The organism is Streptomyces clavifer (assembly GCF_036345975.1).
In the GTDB taxonomy this organism is placed as follows: Bacteria; Actinomycetota; Actinomycetes; order Streptomycetales; family Streptomycetaceae; genus Streptomyces; species Streptomyces clavifer.
This window is the reverse complement of the sequence record NZ_CP107793.1, coordinates 7089477-7109361: the sequence shown is the minus strand read 5'-3', so window position 1 is coordinate 7109361 and position 19885 is coordinate 7089477. Positions and strand designations below refer to the sequence as shown.

Below are 19885 nucleotides of genomic sequence, written 5' to 3'. Positions count from 1 at the left end.
CCCTGCTTCATGAGGTGTTCATACCGTGGCGACAGGCTCCGGGGCCGCGGCCGCTGCGGCGGGAGCCGGGGCCGCGGCCGGGGTGGCGGAGGGCGCCGGGGAGACGTACCGCACCTGGTTCTCGAAGGCGACGCCGTGGCTCTTCACGTCGATCGCGACGCGGTCGCCGTCGGCGATCCGGAAGCCGTCGTGGAAGCTGGCCTCGTCGGCACCCAGGAGGACGTAGTTGACCAGCCCGGGCCGTCGCACCGCAGGGAAGGTGAACAGGTGGTCGGCCATGTCCTGCACCCGGTAGTAGAGGGCGTCGTCGCCACAGTCGAAGGTGCCCTCCCACGCGGTCGCGCCGTCCCGGACGATGGTGACCCGGCCGGTCACCGTGCGGGGCGGGGGGCCGAGGAAGAGCCAGGGGGTGAGCGCGGTGTCGCACAGCTTGCAGTACGGGTTGTAGCCCGGGTCCTGGCGGTGCAGGCCGATGTCGCACAGGTCGTTGCCGAAGGTGTAGCCCGCGTAGTGCGGAGTGCCGTCGGCGTCGTTGACGTAGACGAGGGCGACCTCCGGCTCCTCGATGAGGGCGACGGGGCGTGCGGGCACGTTCAGCGCCTCGCCTGGCAGCCGCACCCAGTCGCCGAATCCCTTGAAGAACCACTTGGGCGGGGTGAACTCTCCCCCCTCCGGTGCGGTTTCGCCGCCCCACTTCTTCTTGTGCGTGCCCATGAAGCCGCTCAGCAGGGCGTTGCCCGTCGCCGCCGGCAGCAACGGAGGGAGCAGCCGCAGCCCGGGGTCCCCGGCGGTGACGGTGACAGCCGTGGAGCCCTCGGTGAGTGCCGCCCGCAGTGCCTCCTCCGAGCCGTCGGTGGCGATGAAGGCAGCGGCTACCCGGCCGTCCTCCACCCGGTACAGGGTCTGCTCGGCACCGTCTTCGTGGCGGCCGAAACCGACGTGGCGTTCGCCGTTGTACAGGCCTTCGAAGAGGACGGGGAGGTCGGGGCGGGACATGGGTGGCTCCTTCTGTACGAGGATGGGTCGAGGCGGATCAGGAGTGCGGGACGAGGGCGGGCACGTCCGCGCCCGTGAGGTCGGCCAGGACCTCGCCGACCCGGTCGACCGCCGTGCGTATCCACGGCAGGGCGAGCGGGTCCGCCGCCTCCAGGGCGGCCGTGCGCCGCTCGTCGGTCGTGCCGTAGAAGTGACTGGTCGCCGCGCGGATGCGCAGGGGGCGTCCGGGCTCCCCGAAGGCGCTCGCGGGCAGCACACCGACCCCGTAGCGCTCCGAGAACAGCCCGGCCAGGGCGTCCCCGTCGTGGACACCGTGCACCTGGGCCAGGTGCTCCCGCAGGGGCTCGAAGTCCGGGTAGAGGTAGCAGGTCGCGGCGACGGGGGCCGCCTTCGCGCCCGCGGCCGCGAAGTGGGCGGCGACCGCGCGCACCACCTTCTCGTGCAGGCGCCGGCTCGCCGCGATGCGCTCGGTGACCTCGGGCGGTTCCCCGAACGCGTACGCGGCCGCCGTCTGCACCGGCGCGGGAGGGCTCGACCAGATCTGGCTGGCGACCGCGACGAGCCGGGTGTGCAGAGCGCGTCCCGGCTCGCTGTCGGGCAGCCGGGCCACTCCCGTCCGCCAGCCGCCCAGTGCCAGGTTCTTGGTGAGCCCGGTGGTGACGACGGTCCGCTCCGGCGCGTGCAGGGCCGGGGAGACGGCCGGCTCGGAACTGTCATACACCAGGTCGCCGTAGATCTCGTCGGAGACGATGACGAGGTCCAGTTCGCGAGCCGTGTCGGCCAGCCGCCGAACGGTGGCGGCCGACGCGACCGTTCCGGTCGGGTTGTCCGGGACGGTCACGACCACGACGCGCGGGTCCTGCCCGGCGGCCCTGGCGTCGACGACGGCCTCACGCAGCCGGTCCGGGTCGGGCACCCCGCCCTGCCCCGGCCGGATCGGTACGGGGATGGGCCGTGCTCCGGCCAGCCGGGCCTGGGCCGCGTAGCTGACCCAGCTCGGGACCGGCACGACCACGTCCCCGCCGATGGCGAGGAGCAGCGCGAACAGCAGCGACTTGCTGCCGGGGCCGGCCACGACGAGCCCGGGGTCGACGGCCAGGCCGCGCCGCTCCCAGTACCCGGCGACGGCGGTCCGCAGGGCGGGGCTTCCGGCGACGGGGCCGTACGCGTTCTCGGCAGCCGCGGCGGCGAGCCGATCCCTGAGCGCGGGAAGGACGGGCAGGCCGATCTCCCCGCCGGCCATCGACAGGACCCGCTCCCCCGCCCGGCGCCGTCGGGCCAGGGCCTCGTCGGCGGCGAGGGTCGCCGACATGGGGATCGGTGCGGGTTCGGGCATGACAACTCCAGCGGTCGGGGTGAAGGGGCGCGTCGGGTGGCGGGGCTGCGGGTCAGGAGGCGGGCATCGGCGTGGCGTACCGTTCGCGCAGCTCCGCCTTGCGGACCTTGCCGGTCAGCGTCTTCGGGAGGACGGGGACCAGCTCCAGCCGGTCCGGCAGGAAGAGGGTGTCGTGGCCCGCTTCCGTGATCCGGGTCCGGACCTCGTCGAGTGTCGGGCCCTGACCACCGCGTGGGACCACGACGGCCACGATGACGTTCCGGGGCGCGGCCTCCCCGGTACCGCCCGCCGGCGTCTCCAGGCCGACCAGCGCGGCCTCGACGGCCTTCGGGTGGCTGCCGATCACCGCCTCCAGCTCCGTCATCGGCGCCACCCGCCCGTCCCGCAGGACCGCGTCCCGGGCCCGGCCGATGATGCGGATGCCGCCCCGGCCGTCGTCGCGGGCGAGGTCGCCGGTGTCGAACCAGCCGTCCGCGCCGAGCTCGGCCGCGAACGCCTCCGGACGCCGGTGGTACCCGAGCGCGAGGGACGCGCCGCGCACCTTGAGCAGGCCCACGGAGCCCTCCGCCCCTGCGGTTCCGTACGCCCCGGACGTCTCGATACGGGTCTCCATGGCGTCGATGGCCCTGCCGTTGCTCCGCGCCGCCCAGCCCTCGGGGTCCTCGGGCCGGGTGGTGGTCACCGGCCCGTTCTCGGACATGCCCCACAGGGAGTGGACGCGGGCGCCGAGTGTCTCGTGGACGTCGTCGGCCAGCTCCTTCAGGACCGGTGCCGAGCCGATCACCACGTGGCGCAGCGTGCTCGTGTCGCGCCGCCCGAACCGCTGTGACGCGGCGACGTCGGCGAGGGTGGCGGGCGGCCCGTACAGGAGGGTGGCCCCGTACCGCTCCACCAGGTCGAGCAGTGCCTCGTTGCGGCGTACGTCCTGGAAGGCGACGGTGCCGCCCAGCATGACGCCCGCGAGGACGCCCTGCGCGAATCCGGAGTAGTGGACCAGCGGAGTGGAGACCGCCGCCACCCAGTCGTCGCCCGCGCCGAACGCGTCGACGTATCCGCGTACGGCCGAGTGGACGGTGTTCTGGCTGTGCAGGACGCCCTTGGACGGGCCGGTGGTGCCGGAGGTGAACAGCACCACGAAGGGGTCGTCGGCGCCGAGCGCCAGTCCGTGCAGCCGGTCGGCGGCGCCCTCACGCCTCTCCCGTTCCTCGGCCACGAAGTGCTCGTGGAAAGGAAGCGCGCCGGCGGGTGCCGGGCCGTCGACGACCGACACGTGCTCGAGGGAGGGCAGTTCGCCCTTGAGCCGGGTGACGATCTCCGCCAGCGGTGTCCCCGACCACTCCGGGAGCGTCACGCACACCCGGGCCCCGGTGAGGGCGAGGCGATGGCGCAGTTCCTCCTCCGTGCAGAGGGGCGAGACCGGGATGATGACGGCGCCGACCCGGATGGAGGCGAAGATCAGCGGCACCGTCTCCCACCGGTTGGGGAGCTGTACGGCGACGAAGTCGCCGGTCCGCACGCCGAGGTCGAGCAGCGCCAGGGCGAACCGGTCGGTCAGACGGTTCAGTTCGGCGTAGTCGAGCGTGTCGGTGCGGGACTCCGCCACGCGCCGGCCCGCGACGGCCAGCCGGTGCGGACGCAGGCGTGCCTGGCGGTGCAGGTCGTCGAGGAAGGTCTCGTCCCGCCACCAGCCACGGCGGCGGTACTCGGCGGCGCGTTGTCCGAGGACGGGGGGAGCCGGCCGCTCCCCGGCGGCCTCGGCCGACCCCGCCGTCGTGGTCGTCGTGGTCGTCGCGCTCATCAGCGGTCCTTCCGGCGGGCGGCGAGCAGCTCGGGCAACGGGTTGCCCGCACGGGCCGCCGCGATCTCCAGCAGGTCCCGGGTGTTCTGCCGCACCCGGTCGCCGACCCAGTCGAACACCCACTCCTTGCGTGCCTCGGCCGGTAGGCCGAACGGGACGACCCGGGTGACAGCCAGGGCCGCCGAGGCGGCGCCTCCGATGTTGGCGATCACTCCGGGGATCAGGGCGGCACCGGAAGCGGCCACCTTCTCCTTCGCCGCCGCGCTGGAGGCGAGGTTGGCGCCCTCCACCACCAGGCCGGCCCGCAGGCGGTGGGTGTTCTCGGCGGTGAGGGCGTTCTTCTGGGCCGCCAGGACCAGGATGTCCGCGTCGACGTCCAGCCAGGCCTCCGGTTCGCTGGAGAGCGTGACGTCCTGTGGCAGGCGGGTGCGGTCGATGCGCCCGAACTGATCGGTGATGTCGACCAGTCCGGCGACCGGCAGCCGGTCCGCGCTGATGGTGCCCTGCACGTCGGCGATGCCCACGATGATGTGCCCGCGGTTCTCCAGGAACCCTGCCACGGCCCGGCCCACCGCGCCGAAGCCCTGCACGACGACCCGGGCCGGTCCGCTGCGGCCACGGGCCTCCAGGGCGGTGACCGCGGCGACGCCGACGCCGTGGCCGGTGGCGTCGATCAAGGGCTCGTAGTACGTACGCCAGTCGATCGGCATGTCCGGGGCGCCGAGGCGGTAGCGGGGGTCGTAGCCCGCTTCGGCGAAGAAGACGGCCCGGTCGGCGGGGGTGACGCCCATGTCGATGCCGAGGTGGATGCCGCCGTGCAGGAGCGGCTTCACCGTGCGGCCGAAGGTGCGGAAGGTCTCCTCGCGGTGGGAGCCGTCGGAGACGATCCCGGCCTTGGCACCGCCGATGCGCAGCCCCGCCAGGGTGAATTTCTCGGTCATGTCGCGTGCCAGGCCCGCTACTTCCTCCTCGGTCACCCCGGCGGTCATCCGGGTGCCGCCCATGGCCAGGCCGTCGACGAGCGTGTCGATCACCACCCAGCCCTTGATGGTGCCGCCGCTGCCGTTGAGGTGGACGGTGAGGGCGGGGTCCTGCGGCTCTTCCGGAGCGCTCATGGCGAAGTCCTTGCGTCTGGTGTGTGAGGGGTCTCAGGAGCTGAGGGACGGGAGGAGGCGTACCGGCTACGGGTCACCGGTAGAGCTGCGCGAAGCCCCGGAGGATCTCCAGCCCGTCCTTGCGGAACTCCAGGTGGGCCTGGGAGCCGAAGATCCGGCCGTCGTCGGAGCGCAGGAACTCGACGGGCGCGTGCGCGGAGCGGCCTATGGTGCGGTAGCCCGCCGGGGCTTCCTGGAGGTAGAGGGTGTGGCGGTGGAAGACGGTGACCGTCGGCTTCACGTGGGCGAAGAGCGGCTCCTCCGTGTCGACCTGTGCCTCGTAGCCGCCGACCCGCTGCGGCCCCTCCACGAGGCGTCCGCCGGCCGCGACGGCGAGGATCTGCAGACCGCCGCAGATGCCGAAGACCGGAACGTCGGCGTCGGTGACCAGGTCGATGAGCGGCTTGTAGTACTCGCTGTCGTACGCGCGTACCTTGGTGCCGCTCAGCACGATCGCCTGGTAGCGGCCGTCCACCCTGGCGGGTACGGACCGGGCGTCGGCCGCCTCGGTCTGCGACCCCAGCGCCTCGAAACGTGAGCGGAGTTGCCTGAGGGACAGTGTTCCGTTGTTGACGACCAGTACGCGGGGCCGCGTCATGCGCTCGCTCCTGAGGTGTGGGTGGTGGCCGGTGCGTCGGTGATGACCGTGCCGGTGCGGCCGTCCAGCAGCTCCGTGACGGCGGCGCCGCCGATGACGACGCGTTCCACGCCGTGGTCCAGTGCCTCGCCCGCGGCCCGCAGCTTCTTGCGCATGCCGCCCTTCGCTCCCCTGTCGCGGAAGGCGGCCGCGTCCCGGCTGCTGATCCGGCACACCGGCTCCCCGTCGATCAGGAGGTGGCCCACATCGGTGACCAGGACCAGGTCGGTCGCGCCGGTGGCCCCGGCGATCGCGGCGGCGGCCCGGTCGGCGTCCGTGTTGACCTCCTGGCCCGCCGCGTTCCGCGCGAGCGGGGTGACGAGGTGGGCGTGGCCCGGCCGGAGGTCCTTCAGCGGAGCCGTGTCGACCCCGGTGATCGGGCCGACGAGATTCTCCAGCTCGACGAGCCGCTTCTCCCGCCACCACCAGCGCTCGCCCTCGCCCGCCCTCACCAGACCGTCACTGCCGAGCAGCCGCTCGGCGGTGATGCCGCGGTCCTCCAGCTGCGCGAGGACGTCCGCGGCCAGTTCGGTGCTGACGGCCTTGATGTCGTCGATGACCTCGGGCGTGGTCCACCGGCTCTGGTTGCCGTACCGGTCGCGGAGGATCGCCGACGGTTCGCCGTAGCGGGCGCTGACCCTCCTGAGCGGCTTGGACCAGCCGTGCACAAGAATCAGGGGGCGGCTCCGGCCGTGGCGGGCCAGGTCGTCCCACCAGCTGCCGTCGAGATCGTCCAGGCAGCTCCCGCCGAGTTTCACCACCGTGGGAACAAAGTGCGGTGCGCTCACGCCGGCATCACCGGCTGCTGCGTCAGCCCCGTCTCCTCCGGCAGGCCGAACCGCAGGTTCACGGCCTGCACGGCCTGGCCCGCGGCACCCTTGACGAGGTTGTCGAGCGCGGCGAGCACGACGATCCGGCCGCCCTCCTCGTCGTGCAGGACCGTCACATCGGCGAAGTTGGAGCCGAGGACGACCTGCGGGTCGGGCACCGGAATCAGCGTCTCGTCGTGCCGGCGCACCCGCACGAACGGGTGGCCCTTGTAAAAGCGCAGATAGGCCCGTGACAGCTCGCGCTGGTCCACCTTGTCGTCGGTGAAGACGTACGAGGAGGTCAGCAGTCCCCGTACGTGGGAGACGCCGTAGGCCGACATGGACAGATTGCCGACGGCACCGGGTCTGCTCCGCTCCAGGAAGTCGCCCACCTCCGCGGCGTGCCGGTGTCCGGTCGGGGAGTACGGGGCGATGGCCCCGGCCCGGAACGGGTGCAGGTCGGAGGTGCGCAGTTGGAGCCCGCCGCCACTGGACCCGCTCTTGCCGTCCACCACCACCGTCTTCAGCGTGAGCCCGAGGCCGAGCGTGAGCGGGGCCAGGCCCAGGGTGATCGCGGTGGCGTAGCAGCCGGGCAGCGAGATCAGCGCGGCGTCCTTCAGCTGGTCGCCGACCAGCTCCGGCACCCCGTAGACGAAGCGGTCCGTCAGGTCGGTGCGCCGCTTGACCTTCGGGTACCAGCGGTCGTGCAGTTCGGGCGTACGGATGCGGAAGGCACCGCTGAGGTCGACGAGGGCCGGGACCCGGTCGGCGAGCAGGCCGGCCAGGTCGGCCGAGACCGTCGCCGGGGTGGCCAGGAAGAGGACGTCGACCTTGTCGGCGACCTCCTCGGTGACGGGCTGCACGGTCAGGTTCTGGTGGATGCGCAGGCCGGGGTGGAGCTCGGACGGGCGCCTGCCGATGCTGGAGGAACCGCCGAGGAAGGTCAGTTCCAGGTCGGGGTGCTGGGTGATGAGTCGGATGAGTTCGCCGCCGGCGAGCCCGGAGGCACCGACGACTCCTGCACGGATCATGTGAGCAGCTCCTGCAGATGACGGCCGATGGCCGAGGGGATGTCCGCCCCGGTGGCGGAGGCCACGGCCCGGAAGCCGGGCGCGTGGTTGACTTCGTTGACGACGTAGCCGTCGGGGGTGCTGAAGAGGTCGACCCCGTAGATCCCGGGTCCGAGCACGTCCACCACGCCATCGATGATCTTGAGTACGTCGGGGTCGTGGTCGACTGCGCGGTTCTTGTTGCCGAGCGCGGCGTTGTTGCGCCAGTCCTTCCCGCCGCTCTCGAACTCCGCCGCGCCGATCAGCTCGCGCCCGACGACGAGGCAGCGCACCGAACTGCCGCCCAGGTAGGGCTCCACCACGCTGGCCTGCTCGAAGGCGTGTGCCAGATCCTCGATGTAGTCGTACACGGAGTGGGCGGTGTCGGCGTGCCGGATCAGCGTGACCCGCTTGCCCATGCCGCCGAAGACGGGCTTGAGGACGAGGGGCAGCGGCAGATCGGCGAGTGCCGTGTCGAAGTCCTTGCGCGAGAGCACGAGTCGGTGGTCCGGCACCGGTACGCCCGCGGTGTGCAGCAGGGCGCGCAGGGCGGCCTTGTTCTCGCAGGCGTGGATGGCCCGGGCGGTGTTCAGCGTGGGGACGCCGGCCGCCTCGGCGAGGGTGGCGATCAGTCCGCCGCGGGTGTAGCTGCGGCTGCGGATCAGCAGCGTGTCGTATCCCTTGACGGCCGGGGCGTCCGGGTGGCCGAGGGAGAGTGACTCGTCGTTGACCCAGTCGAGACGGAGGCCGAAGGCCGGAGCAGCCTCGATCAGCAGACGTTCCTCCCAGGCGAGACGGTCGGCGACGACCGCGACGGTGCGGTGGCTTCCCATGTCACTGGCCCCAGTCGCGGAGCTGCACCTCGATCATCTCCAGCGTCAGCCGTCCGTCCTCGACGGCCTCGACACGGAGGGTCAGGATGCACTCGGGGCAGGAGAGGGTCTCGCCCCTGGTGACCGGGGGCACGGTCAGGTCGGTCTCGCACTCGGGGCAGACACCGGTCAGGGTGACGGTGGACATGGGTCAACTCCGTTGATGAGGTGGGATTGGGGAGAGGGGGGATGCGTGGGGGTCAGACGTACACGGGGCGGAAGTCGATAGCGGCCTTGCGGATCGCGTCCCGGTCGAGCGGCGGCCGGCCGTCGCGCTCCTGCCGCTCCGCCAGCCACGGGGTGAAGGCGTCGACGTCGACCTCGAGGCCCGAGCCGGTCAGGGCCCAGGTGACCAGTGCGGTGGTCAGGCGGCTGCGGACCCGCAGCTCACGCTTGTTGCCCACGAGTTCGGCGGGCAGCGTCTCGTACGCCTCCGGGTGGTTCAGCTGGCCCGGGAGTTCGTACGCGAAGGCGTGCGGGGTGGTCGGCCCGGACTGGAAGGCGTCCCCCAGGCCGGCGCCCCTGAGGGTGATCCGCGCCAGTTCGGTGAGATGGGTCAGGTCGAAGCGGGTGTCGCCGTGGATCACACGCAACGAGGTGAGCAGCTCGGCGAGCGGGGCGTTGCCGCCCCGCTCGCCGATGCCGCCGACGGTCGCCGAGATCCACTGCGCACCCGAGCGGACGGCGGCGAGGGAGTTGGCGACGGCCATGCCCAGCATGTTGTGCGAGTGGATCTCGATCTCTGAGCCGTCGATCGCGACGATGTCCGCGATCACCTCCTCCATCTGCCAGGGGGACAGCTGGGCGACAGTCTCCGCGAGCCGGAACCGGTCGGCCCCGGCCGCGAACCCCGCCTCCACGTAGGGGACGAGCCGCTCCCTGGGGGTACGGGCGCCGTCCTCACCGCTGAACGTGACGTGGAAGCCTCGCTCCTTGGCCTGGGAGATCGCGGAACGCGCGAGTGCCTGGAGGAACTTGGGGCTGGCCGAGTCGAGCTTCAACTGCGCGTGCTGCTCGGAGGTGGGGATGGAGTACATGATGTGGCGCACGCCCAGGCGCTCCGCCTCGTCGAGAGCACGCGCGACCTGCCGGCGGTCGCGTACGACGAGGAGCGTCATGCTGCGCTCGGGGCCGACGGCCGCATGGGTGGCGAGGACGAGGTCGGCGTCCTTGGAGTCCGGGCCGGAGACCATGCCCACCTCGACGAGCTCGACGCCCGTGCGCACCAGCAGGTCCGCGATGGCGGCGGCGTCGTCGGGGCCGAACTCGACGCCCGCCATGTGTGCGGAGTCCCGCAGCGTCGCGTCGGATATGCGAGGCAGCCTCTCCGGTTCCTCGGGGCTTTCTCCTGCTGTCATTTCCTTCACTCCTCGCTCCCGAAAGGGTCTGCATTACCGACGGGGTCCGTGAATAGAAATTCGGGGTACCACCGGCGTTGATCGCCGGCCTTCATCCTTCGCCGCCCGGCTGAATAGAGCAACAGCGTCCGTGTCAGGCCTGCGTGGTGGAGTGTCAAGGAATGTCAAGAAGGAAAGGGAATGCAAGACGGGTGTGGTGCGGATGCCAAATGCCGGTCGAAGAACGGCCGTCGGTACGGCCCGCGTCCTACGGTGCGGACATGGATCTTTTCTCGCTGCCCCGCCTGGGGGTCGTCGTGCCGCCGGAGAATCCGACGGCGGAACCCGAGTTCAACCATCTGCTCGGCACCGCGATGAATGTGTACACCTCCCGCTTCCCGGTGACCCCGGGCGTCGGGCTCAGGGCCATGCTGGAGACGTACAACGAGGTGCTGCCGGCGCTCCTCGGCAGCTTCGGCGCGCTGCGCCTGGACGCCGTCGTGGTGGCGTGCAGCGCGTCGCACTACCTGCTGGGCCCCGAGGGCGACCGGGCCTTCTGCGATGAGCTGTCCGAGCGCGCCGGCTGCCCCGTACGGTCCTCCACGCAGGCGATCCTCACGGCCTGCGAGGGCCTCGGGGTGACCCGTCTGACGCTCGTCTCCCCGTACCAGCCGTGGCTCACCGACACCTCCCGCGCCTTCTGGGAGCGAGCCGGCCTCACGGTCGACCAGGTGGTGCTCGTGCCGGCCCGCCCGGGCACCGCGGGCCCGGATGCGGGCGGCGCCGCGCACTTCGACCCGTACGTGGTGACGACCGGGACGATCCTGCGGCACATACGGGAGCGGGAGCTGCCCGCCGACACGGCCCTGCTGTTCACGGGTACGGGCATGGGCACGCTCGCCGCCCTCGCCGAGCTGGTCCGGCAGGAGCCGCGGCGCACACTGCTGACCTCCAACCTCGCCTCGGCCTGGTGGGCGCGGCGGGTGGCGGGAGTCACCGACGGGGCGCGCCACCCGCTGCTGCGGAGGCTGGAGCGCGCGTCGGTGCGACGGTGACGGCGAGGGCCTCGACGGACGCGGAAACGCCCCTCGAGGCCCTCACACGCCGGACCCCCCTCACCCGGCGGACGTCTCGGGCACGCGGTAGGCGTACCCCATGCGGTAGCCGACGCCCCGGACCGTGATGATCCAGCCGCCGCTGCCGAGTTTCGCCCGGAGGCTGCTCACATGCGTGTCGATGGTGCGGCTGGTGTGCCCCCAGTTGCTCCCCCAGACCCGGGCCATGAGCTCCTTTCGCGTCACGACCGTTTCAGGGGTGGCGGCCAGGGTGTAGAGCAGCTCGAATTCCTTCGACGTGACTCCGACGAGCCGGTTGTGCAGTCGCACTTCCCGCAGACGCGGATCGATATGGAGCTGGTGCAGGGAAATGGCGCCCGGAAGGACGTGCCGGGGCTGCGCACGGCGCAGCACCGCATCGATACGGGCACCGATTTCACGGAAGCCCCAGGTTCTCACCACACAGTCGTCCGCCCCCGCATTCAGGGCAAGGACCCGCCCCATTTCGTCGCCGGCATCGGTGACGGCCATCAGGGCTGTATCGCCACCGTCCCTGAGGGACCGGCACAATTCCAGTCCGTCGATATCGGGCAGCTCCAGGGAGAACAGCACGAGATCCGCTTCGACGTGCGCCCGCAGGGCCCGTTCTCCGGTACCGACGCTGCGAGCCGTGAATCCCTGCCGCCGGAGATCGCTCACCATGGCCGCGGCGGCTTCGGTGTTCTGCTCCACCACGAGTACCCGTTTCACGTGCTCACCCTCGCTTCTCTCCTTCACGTCAGTTCAGGGCGCTGGTGAGCGCGGCGACCGGTGCGTGCGGCGGGTCCGGTGGCCCCGCGGTCGGCGCCCGGGGAGGGTCGGCGGGAACGGCGGTCCCGCCGGGGGCGCCGAACAGGTGCTGGTAGACGTGGGCGGCCGAGGCCATGGTCATGTGGTGGTGCCATCCGGGGAAGGAGCGGCCCTCGAAGTCGAGGAGGCCGAACCGCTGGACGAGCGTGGCCGTTGCCGAGAGCGCCGCGGCGTGGCTCCGGGCGAGCCGCAGGTTCTCCTCCACGCGGCGGCCCGCGAGCGTGGTGAGCCAGTAGCGGGCCGGCTGCCGGCCGTCCGGGTCGGGCCGCTCCACGGCGCGGTAGGGGCGGGAGCCCGCGTCGCCGGCGTTGCCGGGTCTCGGCAGCCCCACCGCGCCCGCGTGCGTGTGGACCGGGACGGCTCTGACGCGGCCGTCGGGGGTCTGCCCGCGGAGCACGTGTGTCTGCCGGGCGTGCCGCACCTCCATGAGCGCGCTCACGGTACTGACCACGGCGGCGTGCTGCCCAGTGAGCACCTGCTGCTCCGCGGAGACCTCGCACACGACGTCGGCCCGGAGTCGGGCGAGGCCCGCGAGGACCCCGGCCACGTCCTCGCACCGGGTGAGGTCAAGCACCCAGGGCAGGCGCGGGAGTTGAGGCTGCGCGGTGACCTCGGCAGCGAACCGGACGACGTGGTCGGCGGCGGTGCGCGCCCTCTCGGTCCCGGGGATGCGCGCACGGCGCCTGCGCTCCCGGTCCGATTCCCACGCTCCGCCGAGCACGAGGCTCCAGTCCACCGGGTAGGACTGGGTCCCGGAGACAAGGAAGAGGCCGAGCGCACGCTGGCAGTTGACGGTGCGCCCGGTCGCCGTGTCCACGCGCCGGTGCACACCGGCCGAGTGCTCGCCGCGCTTGGGGATGATGAGTTCGGTGACGGTCCAGGCGAGCGGCGTCGTCCGCGCGGCCACCAGCCGGGCGAGCCGCCTGCGGACCGGAACCCAGTCCCATGGGCTGACGTTGACGAACTGGTGCAGGCCCCGCGCCGCGGCCGACGGCAAGGGGCTCGCCAGCGCGATGCGCCGCGGCGTCTTCCTGCCGGACACATGGATCAGGGCCCACAGATACGTCTGGGCCCAACGGCGCTGCTCGGAGCGCCCGAACGCCCGGAAGACCTCGTCCATGAACGGCTGCATGTGCGCGCCGTCGCCCGGCACCCCCGCGCGCACCTCGCTTGACGACATCTGACGCTACGCCCCCTCGATACCCGTCACCGCTCGCATCCGAGTGAATGCATGGCACATACGTACGAGGTGAAAGTACCGTCCGGGACGGAGTTTGCCCGGGTCGGCCGTCTACTTTGCAAGTTCACGGGCTGACCTGCGCAGACTCCCTTCGCCGGGGCTGTGGCGAGTGACGCGTGGGCGGGAAGGAACGGGCTTCACCAGTGGCGAAACCCCACCACGGACATGTCAGGTGAAGTGTTAACAAATCATGAACATGCCACCGAGCGTCCCCGAGGGCACGGACTTCGGCGGCGATGTCCCGATCACGAGAGGGCTGGACGACCGGCCACCGGGGGACGGACTGCCCCGGCGGTCGGTCGTCGTGCTTCCGGTGCGTCAGGCCGCCGGGTCCACGCCCGCGGCCGGATCCGTCGGCCGGCGGACGGGGAAGCCCGCCTGACGGGCGTACAGGACGACCGCGATCACCGGCAGCAGGAGCAGCAGAACGGTCCAGGGGAAGGACTCGCTGCCGACCCCGTCCAGCAGGATGCCTCCGACGATGCCTCCGCCGGCCATCGCGACGTTCCAGAGCGTGACGAGCATGGCCTGTGCCGAGTCGGCCGACTCGCCGCCCGCGTCACCGGCAGCGGTCTGGAGCAGCGTGGGCACACCGCCCCAGCCGAGACCCCACAGCACCGCGGCGACGTAGACGAGGGCGGTGGTGTCGGAGAGGACGGCCAGGAGCGCGGCTGCGAGGGCGACGAGCAGGGCGCCGGCGACGGTGAGGCCGCGCAGCTGTCGGTTGATCCGCGCGCCGACGATCCAGATGCTCGCCAGCGAGGCGGCGCCGAACACCAGGAGCACCAGGCCGGTGCTGCGGCCAAGACCCAGGTCGTCGAGGTACGTCGCGATGTACGCGTACAGGATGGTGTGGGCGAGGACGAAGACGAGCGTGACGAAGAGGACCGGGGTCACTCCGGGGATGCGCAGGGTGCTCAGCATCTTCGGCCGCTCGCCGCGCCCCTGTCCGGGGAAGTCCGGCACCGCCGCGACGATCCACACCAGGAGCAGCAGCGTGAGCACCGTCATCGCCAGGAACGCCACGCGCCATCCGAGCCAGTCACCGAGGAAGGTGCCCGCGGGCACGCCGAGGGACAGCGCCACGGGGATACCCGCCATGGCGATGGCCATCGCCTTGCCCTGGAGGTGGGCGGGGGCCATGCGCCGCGCATACCCGGCGAGCAGGGCCCAGGCGAGACCGGCCGCGACACCGGCGACGAACCGCGCCACCATCGTCAGCTCGTAGACGGACGACACGGCCGTCACCGTGTTGGCGACGGCGAAGCCGGCCATGGCGCTGAGCAGCAGCTTCTTGCGACGCCAGCCGGCGGTGGCCGCGGTGAGCGGGATCGCGGTCAGGGCGGTGCCGATCGCGTAGACCGTCACGGTCTGTCCGGTCGCGGACTCGCTCACCCGCAGGTCCTGGCTCATCGCGGGCAGCAGACCGGCGGGGAGGGTCTCGGTGAGGCTGGTGATGAAGACGGCGGTGGCGAGGGCCAGCAGGGCGAACAGCGGGAGTTTCTGCTGTCCCTCGCCTCCGCTCTGCGGGTCCGGTGCCGCAGCGGCGGGCGCCGTGTCGGGTGCGGTGCTCATGGGATGTGCTCCAGGTCTTCCGGAAGGGAGGTGTGGGGCGTCGAGTGGGTGCGGGGGCGGTGGGGGCCGGGCCGCGGGGGTGGTCCTCGGTGGCCGGTTCACGGGGGGCCGAGTCCGCCGTCGACGGGGAACCGGACCCCCGTGGTGAACGTCGCCTCCGTGGCCAGGAAGAGCGCGGCGCGGGCCACCTCTTCGGCGGCGCCGAGACGGCCCAGCGGAGGCAGGGGTTCGGTGCGGGCGCCCGGCGCCTCGATACAGCCCGGGGCCACCGCGTTGACGCGGATGCCCCGGGAGGCGAGTTCGGCCGCGAGGGCCCGTACGGCGTCGGGGCACGGGGTGGGGGCGGTGAGCACGATCGCGCTGCCGCCCTTGAGGTGGCGCAGCAGTGGCTGCACGGTGGCGACGGCGTCGGAGAAGAGCAGATCGACGCGGCCCTCTCCGCCACCGGGTCCGGTGCCGGACTGTGCGGCGAGAGCGGCTTCGAGGGTGTCCGGGGTGACGACGCGGGCGGTGGAGCCCAGTTCGGCGATCGCGTGGGCGCGCTCGTGTGCGGTGCGCACGGTCAGCAGGACCGTCGCCCCGCCCTCCACGAGACGTTTGGCGATGGCCAGACCGATGCCGGTGACCTCACCGACGACGAGGGCTGTTCTGCGCGCGTACTTGGTCATGGGTGCTGCTCCCTCCGGGGTGCCCGTTCCTCGCCGGTGCGTGGTGCCACCCATGGGGACGACTCTGCGCCCAGACGCTTCGGGGAACCTTCCGGAAACCTTCGGGACGGAGGGCCGGACGGGCGTGCGGGCGGTGGAGGGAGGGCTGCCGGAAGCCTGCCGGGCGCCGGTCACCCGGCCATGTACGGTGGTGCTCATGCGGTTTGGGGTGCTCGGGCCACTGGTGGTGTGGGACGGCGCGGGCCGGGAGGTCAAGGTCCCCGAGGCCAAGGTCCGGGCCTTGCTGGCGGATCTGCTCGCGCACGACGAGGGACCGGTGTCCGCCGACCGGCTCATCCACGACCTGTGGGGCGACGTGCCTCCGGGCAACCCCCGGGCGGCCCTTCAGGCCAAGATCTCCCAACTGCGCCGGGTCATCGGCCGCGACCGGGTGGTGCGGCAGCCGCCGGGCTACCGGCTGCGGCTCGAGGGCGGCGACGAGGTCGACGCCGTACGGTTCCGCGCCCTGGTGACCGGGGCCCGCCCCGCCCAGGACCCCCGCGCCCGGGCCGCGCTGCTCACCGAGGCACTGGAGCTGTGGCGTGGGCCCGCGTACGCGGACTTCGGTGACGGCGGGTTCGTACGGGGGGCGGCGCAGCGCCTCGCGGAGCAGCGGTTGTCCGTGCTGGAGGAGCAGGCGGAGGCGCGCCTGGAGGCACGGGACCATGCGCTGCTCGCCGGGGAGCTCACCGACCTCGTGGCGCGCCACCCACTGCGGGAGCGGCTGCGCGCCGTCCAGATGAGGGCCCTGTACGCGGCGGGGCGGCAGAGCGAGGCCCTCGCCTCGTACGACGATCTGAGGGCGCTGCTCGTCGAGGAGCTGGGGGTCGACCCGAGCCCCGAACTGGCCGCCCTGCACGGCGCGGTGCTCCGGCAGGACCCGGGTCTGAGCCAGGGTGCGGCCGGGACGGTGGCGGCGGACCCCCCACCGGGGGCGGCCACGTCGAGCACTCCGGCGACCGCGCACAGCACGGAGACTCCGGATGCCGCGGACGCGGCCGGGCCGGGCTCCTTCTCGAACCTTCCCGTCCCCCTCACTCCTCTCATCGGCCGCCGCCAGGCCCTCGCCCGGATCTCCCGGCTCCTCGCCGAGAAGCGGCTGGTGACCCTCACCGGCACCGGCGGCGTCGGCAAGACCCGGCTGGCCGTCGCCGCGGCCACGGCCGAGCGGGACGGCGCCGCGGCCGGTGAACCGGCCGGCGAGACATGGCTCGTGGAGTTCTCCGGCATCCACGCCGGCACCACCGCCGACCTGGCGCAGGTCGTCGCCGCCACCCTCGGCATCCGGGACGACGTCCCCCGCTCCCTGCCGGGCACCGGCACCTCCACCCCCTCTCTGCCGCACCGCCTCGCCGCCGCCCTGCGCGACCGCCGCACCCTGCTCGTCCTGGACAACTGCGAGCACGTCGTCGACGCCGCCGCCGCTCTCACCGAGCTGCTCCTGCGCACCGCCCCCGGCCTGCGCGTCCTGGCCACCGGGCAGCAGCCGCTCGGCCTGGCGGGCGAGGCGGTGTTCCTCGTCGAGCCACTGCCGCCCGCCGACGCCGTCCGGATGTTCATGGACCGTGCCGCCGCCGCGACCCCCGGCTTCTCGCGCGACCCGGGTGCCCCGGACGGGCCCGAGCGCCGGGCCGTCGCCGAGATCTGCCGCCGCCTCGACGGCATCCCGCTCGCCCTCGAGCTCGCCGCCACCCGCGTGCGGGCCCTGGGGGTCCAGGGCCTGGCCGCCCGGCTCCACGACCGCTTCCGGGTACTGACCTTCGGGCAGCGCGGTGCGCCGGCGCGCCAGCAGACGCTGCGGGCGGTGATCGACTGGAGCTGGGAGCTGCTCAGCGCGCCCGAGCGCATCGTTCTGCGCCGCCTCGCCGCGCACAGCGACGGCTGCGACCTGGAGGCGGCCGAGGCGGTCTGCGCGGGTGACGGCGTCACCCGGGACGAGGTCCTCGATCTCGTCACCCGGCTGGTCGACCGGTCCCTGGTGGTCGTGGTGGACGGGCCCACCGGCCCCCGGTACCGCCTCCTGGAGTCGGTCGCCGCGTACGCGACCGAGCAGCTCCACGAGATGGAGGACTTCACCGCCGTACGGGACCGCCAACTGCGCCACTACCGGGCCCTGGCCGTACACGCCGAGCCGCATCTGCGCGGGGCCGCGCAGCGGCCCTGGCTTGCCCGGCTGGACGCGGAGGCCGGCAATCTGCGCACGGCGCTCGATGAGGCGGTGCGCCGGGCGGCCACGGGTGAACCGGAGGAGGCGGTCCGGCTGGCCACCGCTCTGGCCTGGTGGTGGCTGCTGCGGGGCCGCCTCACCGAAGCGCGCCGCAGCCTCGGGTCGGTGCTGGCCGCGACGTCAGCCCCCTCCGCACCCGCCGAACTCGCCCTCCTGCACACCGCCTTCGCACTGCTGACCGGAGATCACGCGGCGGTCGCCGCCACCACGGCACACAGTGGCGGCGCGAGGGGAGCCGGCCTCGCCGCTGCCGGTGACGCCGTCCCCGATCCCGTACGTCGTGCCCGTGCACTGTGGCTGTGCGCGTACGGCTTGTACAGCGCCGGTGACGCGGCCGAGAGCAATGAGTTGAACACCCGAGCGCTCGCCCTGTTCACCGCCGCGGAGGACCAGTGGGGCACCGCCGCCGCGCTCGGCCTGCGCGCGACACTCGCACTGGTCTGCGGCGACCTCGCCGGGCTCGGCCGCGACGGCCTGCGGAGCGCTCTGCTCTTCCGTGAACTGGGCGACAGCTGGGGTGAGTTGCAGACGGTCTCCCCGCTCGCCGCGCTCGCCGAGATCAAGGGCGCGTACGCGGACGCGGAGCGCCGCCAGCACGAAGGGCTCCGGATGGCGCGGGAGCTGGGTCTGGAAGCGGAGGTGTCCGCGCGGCTCTCCGGCCTCGGCCGCCTCGCGCTGCTCGCCCGCGACTGGGACCATGCCCGTGACCTGCACGAACAGGCCCGCCGGATCGCTGCCGAGCAGGGCTACAAGTACGGCGAGATCCACTCCGTGATGGGCCTCGCCCTCGGCGCCCGCCGGTCCGGCGACCTCGACGGGGCACAGGCGCACCTGCTGCACATCCGCGACGGCTACGCCGATGTGTCGTCCCGGGCGGGCGATCACCTGCTCCTGGCCGAGCTCGGCTTCGCCGCCGAACTCCGCGGCGACGCGCGCGGGGCCGCGGACCACCACCTGGAGGGACTCGAGATCGCCCGCGCCCTCGCCGAGCCCCGCGCCCTGGCGCTCTCCCTGGAAGGTCTCGCAGGTGCGGCGGCCCTGCACGGCCACGCGCCCGCCGCCACCCGCGCGGCCGTGCTCCTGGGCGCGGCGGCTGCCGCCCGCCAACGGGCCGGAGCCCCGCTGCCGCCCGCCGAACGCACCGACGTCGACCGCGTCGCCGCTTCGGCGCGGGCCTCCCTGGGGGCCTCCGCGTTCACGGAGGCCTACGACCACGGCGCCCGGCTCACCTCCGAAGAGGCGGTCCGCATCGCTCGTGCGGCACTCGCCGCGGAACGGGACCCCTCCGGCTGACCGGAGGAGGGTGCGCACGCTCCGGCCCCCGAGCCCTCTTGCGCTCCTCCCGTCCCACGGGTAGCGGTGGCCGGTGTGCTGTGGGTCACGTTCACGCGTGGCGGGGTGTGCCCCTGCCGTGAAGGTCGGGCATCCTCTCCCGGCGGCCGTACGAAGAGGTACGGCCCGGTGACCGGCTGGGGGAGAGATGTCGCGACACGCGGGCGGGGAGCAGGAGCGGGGAACGGACCGCGGAAGAGGCGTGATCGAGGGGGCGTTCGCGCTCCTGGAGGCGTTGCGCAGGTGCGGCGGGGAGGCGGGGCTCACCGAGATCGCCTCGGCCTGCGCCCTGCCCAAGGGGAGCGCGCACCGACTGCTGGAGCAGTTGCTGCTGGTGGGCGCGGTGGAGCGGCGGGGCAGCCGCTACCGGGTCGGCTCGCAGCTCTACCGTCTCGGGCAGGCGTGGGAGCCGCACCCGGGCTTACGGGTGGCGGCCCGTCACCCGCTGCACCGGCTGCGGGCGGCCACCGGGGCGAGCGCCCTGCTGACCGTCCTGCACGACGGCCGGGCGCTCACCGTGGCGTCCGTGCCGGGCGAGGTGGAGCCGTTGGTGCCGGTGCGGAACGGGATGAGCTTCCTGCTGGACACGGCGGCCGGCCAGGTGCTGAGCGATCGGGGCCGGGCCGGCTCCGCGGGCCGGCTGCCGGGGGCGGTTCTGGAGTGCGCGGAGGTGATGGACGGGGTGTGCTGCGCGGCGCTGCCGGTGCGGGGACGCGACGACCGGACCGTCGCCGCGATGGCCGTCATGACGTTGTCCGCACAAGGGCTGCAGCGGGCGGCCCAGGAGGCGGCGCGGGCGGCCGCGGCCGTCACCGCGGCCCTCGTCCGTGCCGGCGCCTCGCCCCGCCTGCCTCCCGTCCTGCACTACTGACGCATCGTCAGAATTGGCGCCCCTGACCTGACGGACCCTTC

Annotated in this window: 17 protein-coding genes; 3 read left to right on the top strand and 14 right to left on the bottom strand. The window is 73.0% G+C overall.

The window, feature by feature from the left end:
• Positions 1-18 precede the first annotated feature (18 nt).
• From OG927_RS30825 to OG927_RS30780, 10 genes are all read right to left on the bottom strand, one after another.
• Positions 19-996, bottom strand: coding sequence for a fumarylacetoacetate (FAA) hydrolase (locus tag OG927_RS30825; protein ID WP_330321151.1), 978 nt, complete (start codon positions 994-996; stop codon positions 19-21).
• Positions 997-1033: 37 nt separating this feature from the next.
• Positions 1034-2332: a pyridoxal phosphate-dependent aminotransferase gene (locus tag OG927_RS30820; protein WP_330321150.1), complete on the bottom strand. Its 1299-nt coding sequence runs from the start codon at positions 2330-2332 to the stop codon at positions 1034-1036.
• 52 nt (positions 2333-2384) lie between these two features.
• Positions 2385-4130 carry an AMP-binding protein gene (locus OG927_RS30815; protein WP_330321149.1) on the bottom strand — a complete coding sequence of 582 codons (1746 nt, stop codon included), beginning with the start codon at positions 4128-4130 and terminating at the stop codon, positions 2385-2387.
• The gene (locus tag OG927_RS30810) at positions 4130-5245 is read right to left on the bottom strand and encodes a Glu/Leu/Phe/Val dehydrogenase dimerization domain-containing protein (protein WP_056799965.1); all 1116 of its coding nucleotides are present in this window, start codon (positions 5243-5245) and stop codon (positions 4130-4132) included. The genes OG927_RS30815 and OG927_RS30810 overlap by 1 nt, the downstream gene beginning before the upstream one ends.
• Before the next feature lie 73 nt (positions 5246-5318).
• Positions 5319-5882: a type 1 glutamine amidotransferase gene (locus tag OG927_RS30805; protein WP_056799967.1), complete on the bottom strand. Its 564-nt coding sequence runs from the start codon at positions 5880-5882 to the stop codon at positions 5319-5321.
• Complete coding sequence (locus tag OG927_RS30800) at positions 5879-6709, bottom strand: amino acid kinase family protein (protein WP_330321148.1); 831 nt, start codon at positions 6707-6709, stop codon at positions 5879-5881. Before OG927_RS30800 ends, OG927_RS30805 begins: the two co-directional genes overlap by 4 nt.
• The gene (gene argC, locus OG927_RS30795; RefSeq protein WP_056799973.1) at positions 6706-7761 is read right to left on the bottom strand and encodes an N-acetyl-gamma-glutamyl-phosphate reductase; all 1056 of its coding nucleotides are present in this window, start codon (positions 7759-7761) and stop codon (positions 6706-6708) included. Before argC ends, OG927_RS30800 begins: the two co-directional genes overlap by 4 nt.
• Entirely contained in the window at positions 7758-8612 is an 855-nt protein-coding gene (locus tag OG927_RS30790; RefSeq protein ID WP_056799977.1) for an ATP-grasp domain-containing protein, read from the bottom strand. The genes argC and OG927_RS30790 overlap by 4 nt, the downstream gene beginning before the upstream one ends.
• Position 8613: 1 nt before the next feature.
• Positions 8614-8799 (bottom strand): hypothetical protein, encoded by a 186-nt coding sequence (locus OG927_RS30785; protein ID WP_056799978.1) that lies wholly within the window; start codon positions 8797-8799, stop codon positions 8614-8616.
• Between the two features lie 52 nt (positions 8800-8851).
• On the bottom strand, positions 8852-10009 hold the full coding sequence (locus OG927_RS30780; RefSeq protein ID WP_330321147.1) for a LeuA family protein: 1158 nt from the start codon (positions 10007-10009) through the stop codon (positions 8852-8854).
• A gap of 260 nt (positions 10010-10269) precedes the next feature.
• On the opposite strand from OG927_RS30780, the gene OG927_RS30775 reads away from it, so the two are divergent.
• The gene (locus OG927_RS30775; RefSeq protein ID WP_056800550.1) at positions 10270-11043 is read left to right on the top strand and encodes a maleate cis-trans isomerase family protein; all 774 of its coding nucleotides are present in this window, start codon (positions 10270-10272) and stop codon (positions 11041-11043) included.
• A gap of 60 nt (positions 11044-11103) precedes the next feature.
• Here OG927_RS30775 and OG927_RS30770 read toward each other — a convergent pair whose 3' ends face one another.
• From OG927_RS30770 to OG927_RS30755, 4 genes are all read right to left on the bottom strand, one after another.
• Positions 11104-11775: a response regulator transcription factor gene (locus OG927_RS30770; RefSeq protein ID WP_277426289.1), complete on the bottom strand. Its 672-nt coding sequence runs from the start codon at positions 11773-11775 to the stop codon at positions 11104-11106.
• A 46-nt stretch (positions 11776-11821) separates the two neighbouring features.
• The gene (locus OG927_RS30765) at positions 11822-13072 is read right to left on the bottom strand and encodes an IS701 family transposase (RefSeq protein ID WP_241191665.1); all 1251 of its coding nucleotides are present in this window, start codon (positions 13070-13072) and stop codon (positions 11822-11824) included.
• 378 nt (positions 13073-13450) lie between these two features.
• Positions 13451-14707, bottom strand: coding sequence for an MFS transporter (locus tag OG927_RS30760; protein WP_330321146.1), 1257 nt, complete (start codon positions 14705-14707; stop codon positions 13451-13453).
• Between the two features lie 98 nt (positions 14708-14805).
• The gene (locus OG927_RS30755; RefSeq protein ID WP_056799981.1) at positions 14806-15375 is read right to left on the bottom strand and encodes an SDR family NAD(P)-dependent oxidoreductase; all 570 of its coding nucleotides are present in this window, start codon (positions 15373-15375) and stop codon (positions 14806-14808) included.
• 196 nt (positions 15376-15571) lie between these two features.
• Between OG927_RS30755 and OG927_RS30750 the strand changes: the two genes are divergently transcribed.
• A complete protein-coding gene (locus OG927_RS30750) occupies positions 15572-18934 on the top strand; it encodes a BTAD domain-containing putative transcriptional regulator (protein ID WP_330321145.1) in 3363 nt (1120 codons plus the stop codon).
• Positions 18935-19121: 187 nt separating this feature from the next.
• Positions 19122-19844: an IclR family transcriptional regulator gene (locus tag OG927_RS30745; RefSeq protein ID WP_124280328.1), complete on the top strand. Its 723-nt coding sequence runs from the start codon at positions 19122-19124 to the stop codon at positions 19842-19844.
• Positions 19845-19885: the final 41 nt, after the last annotated feature.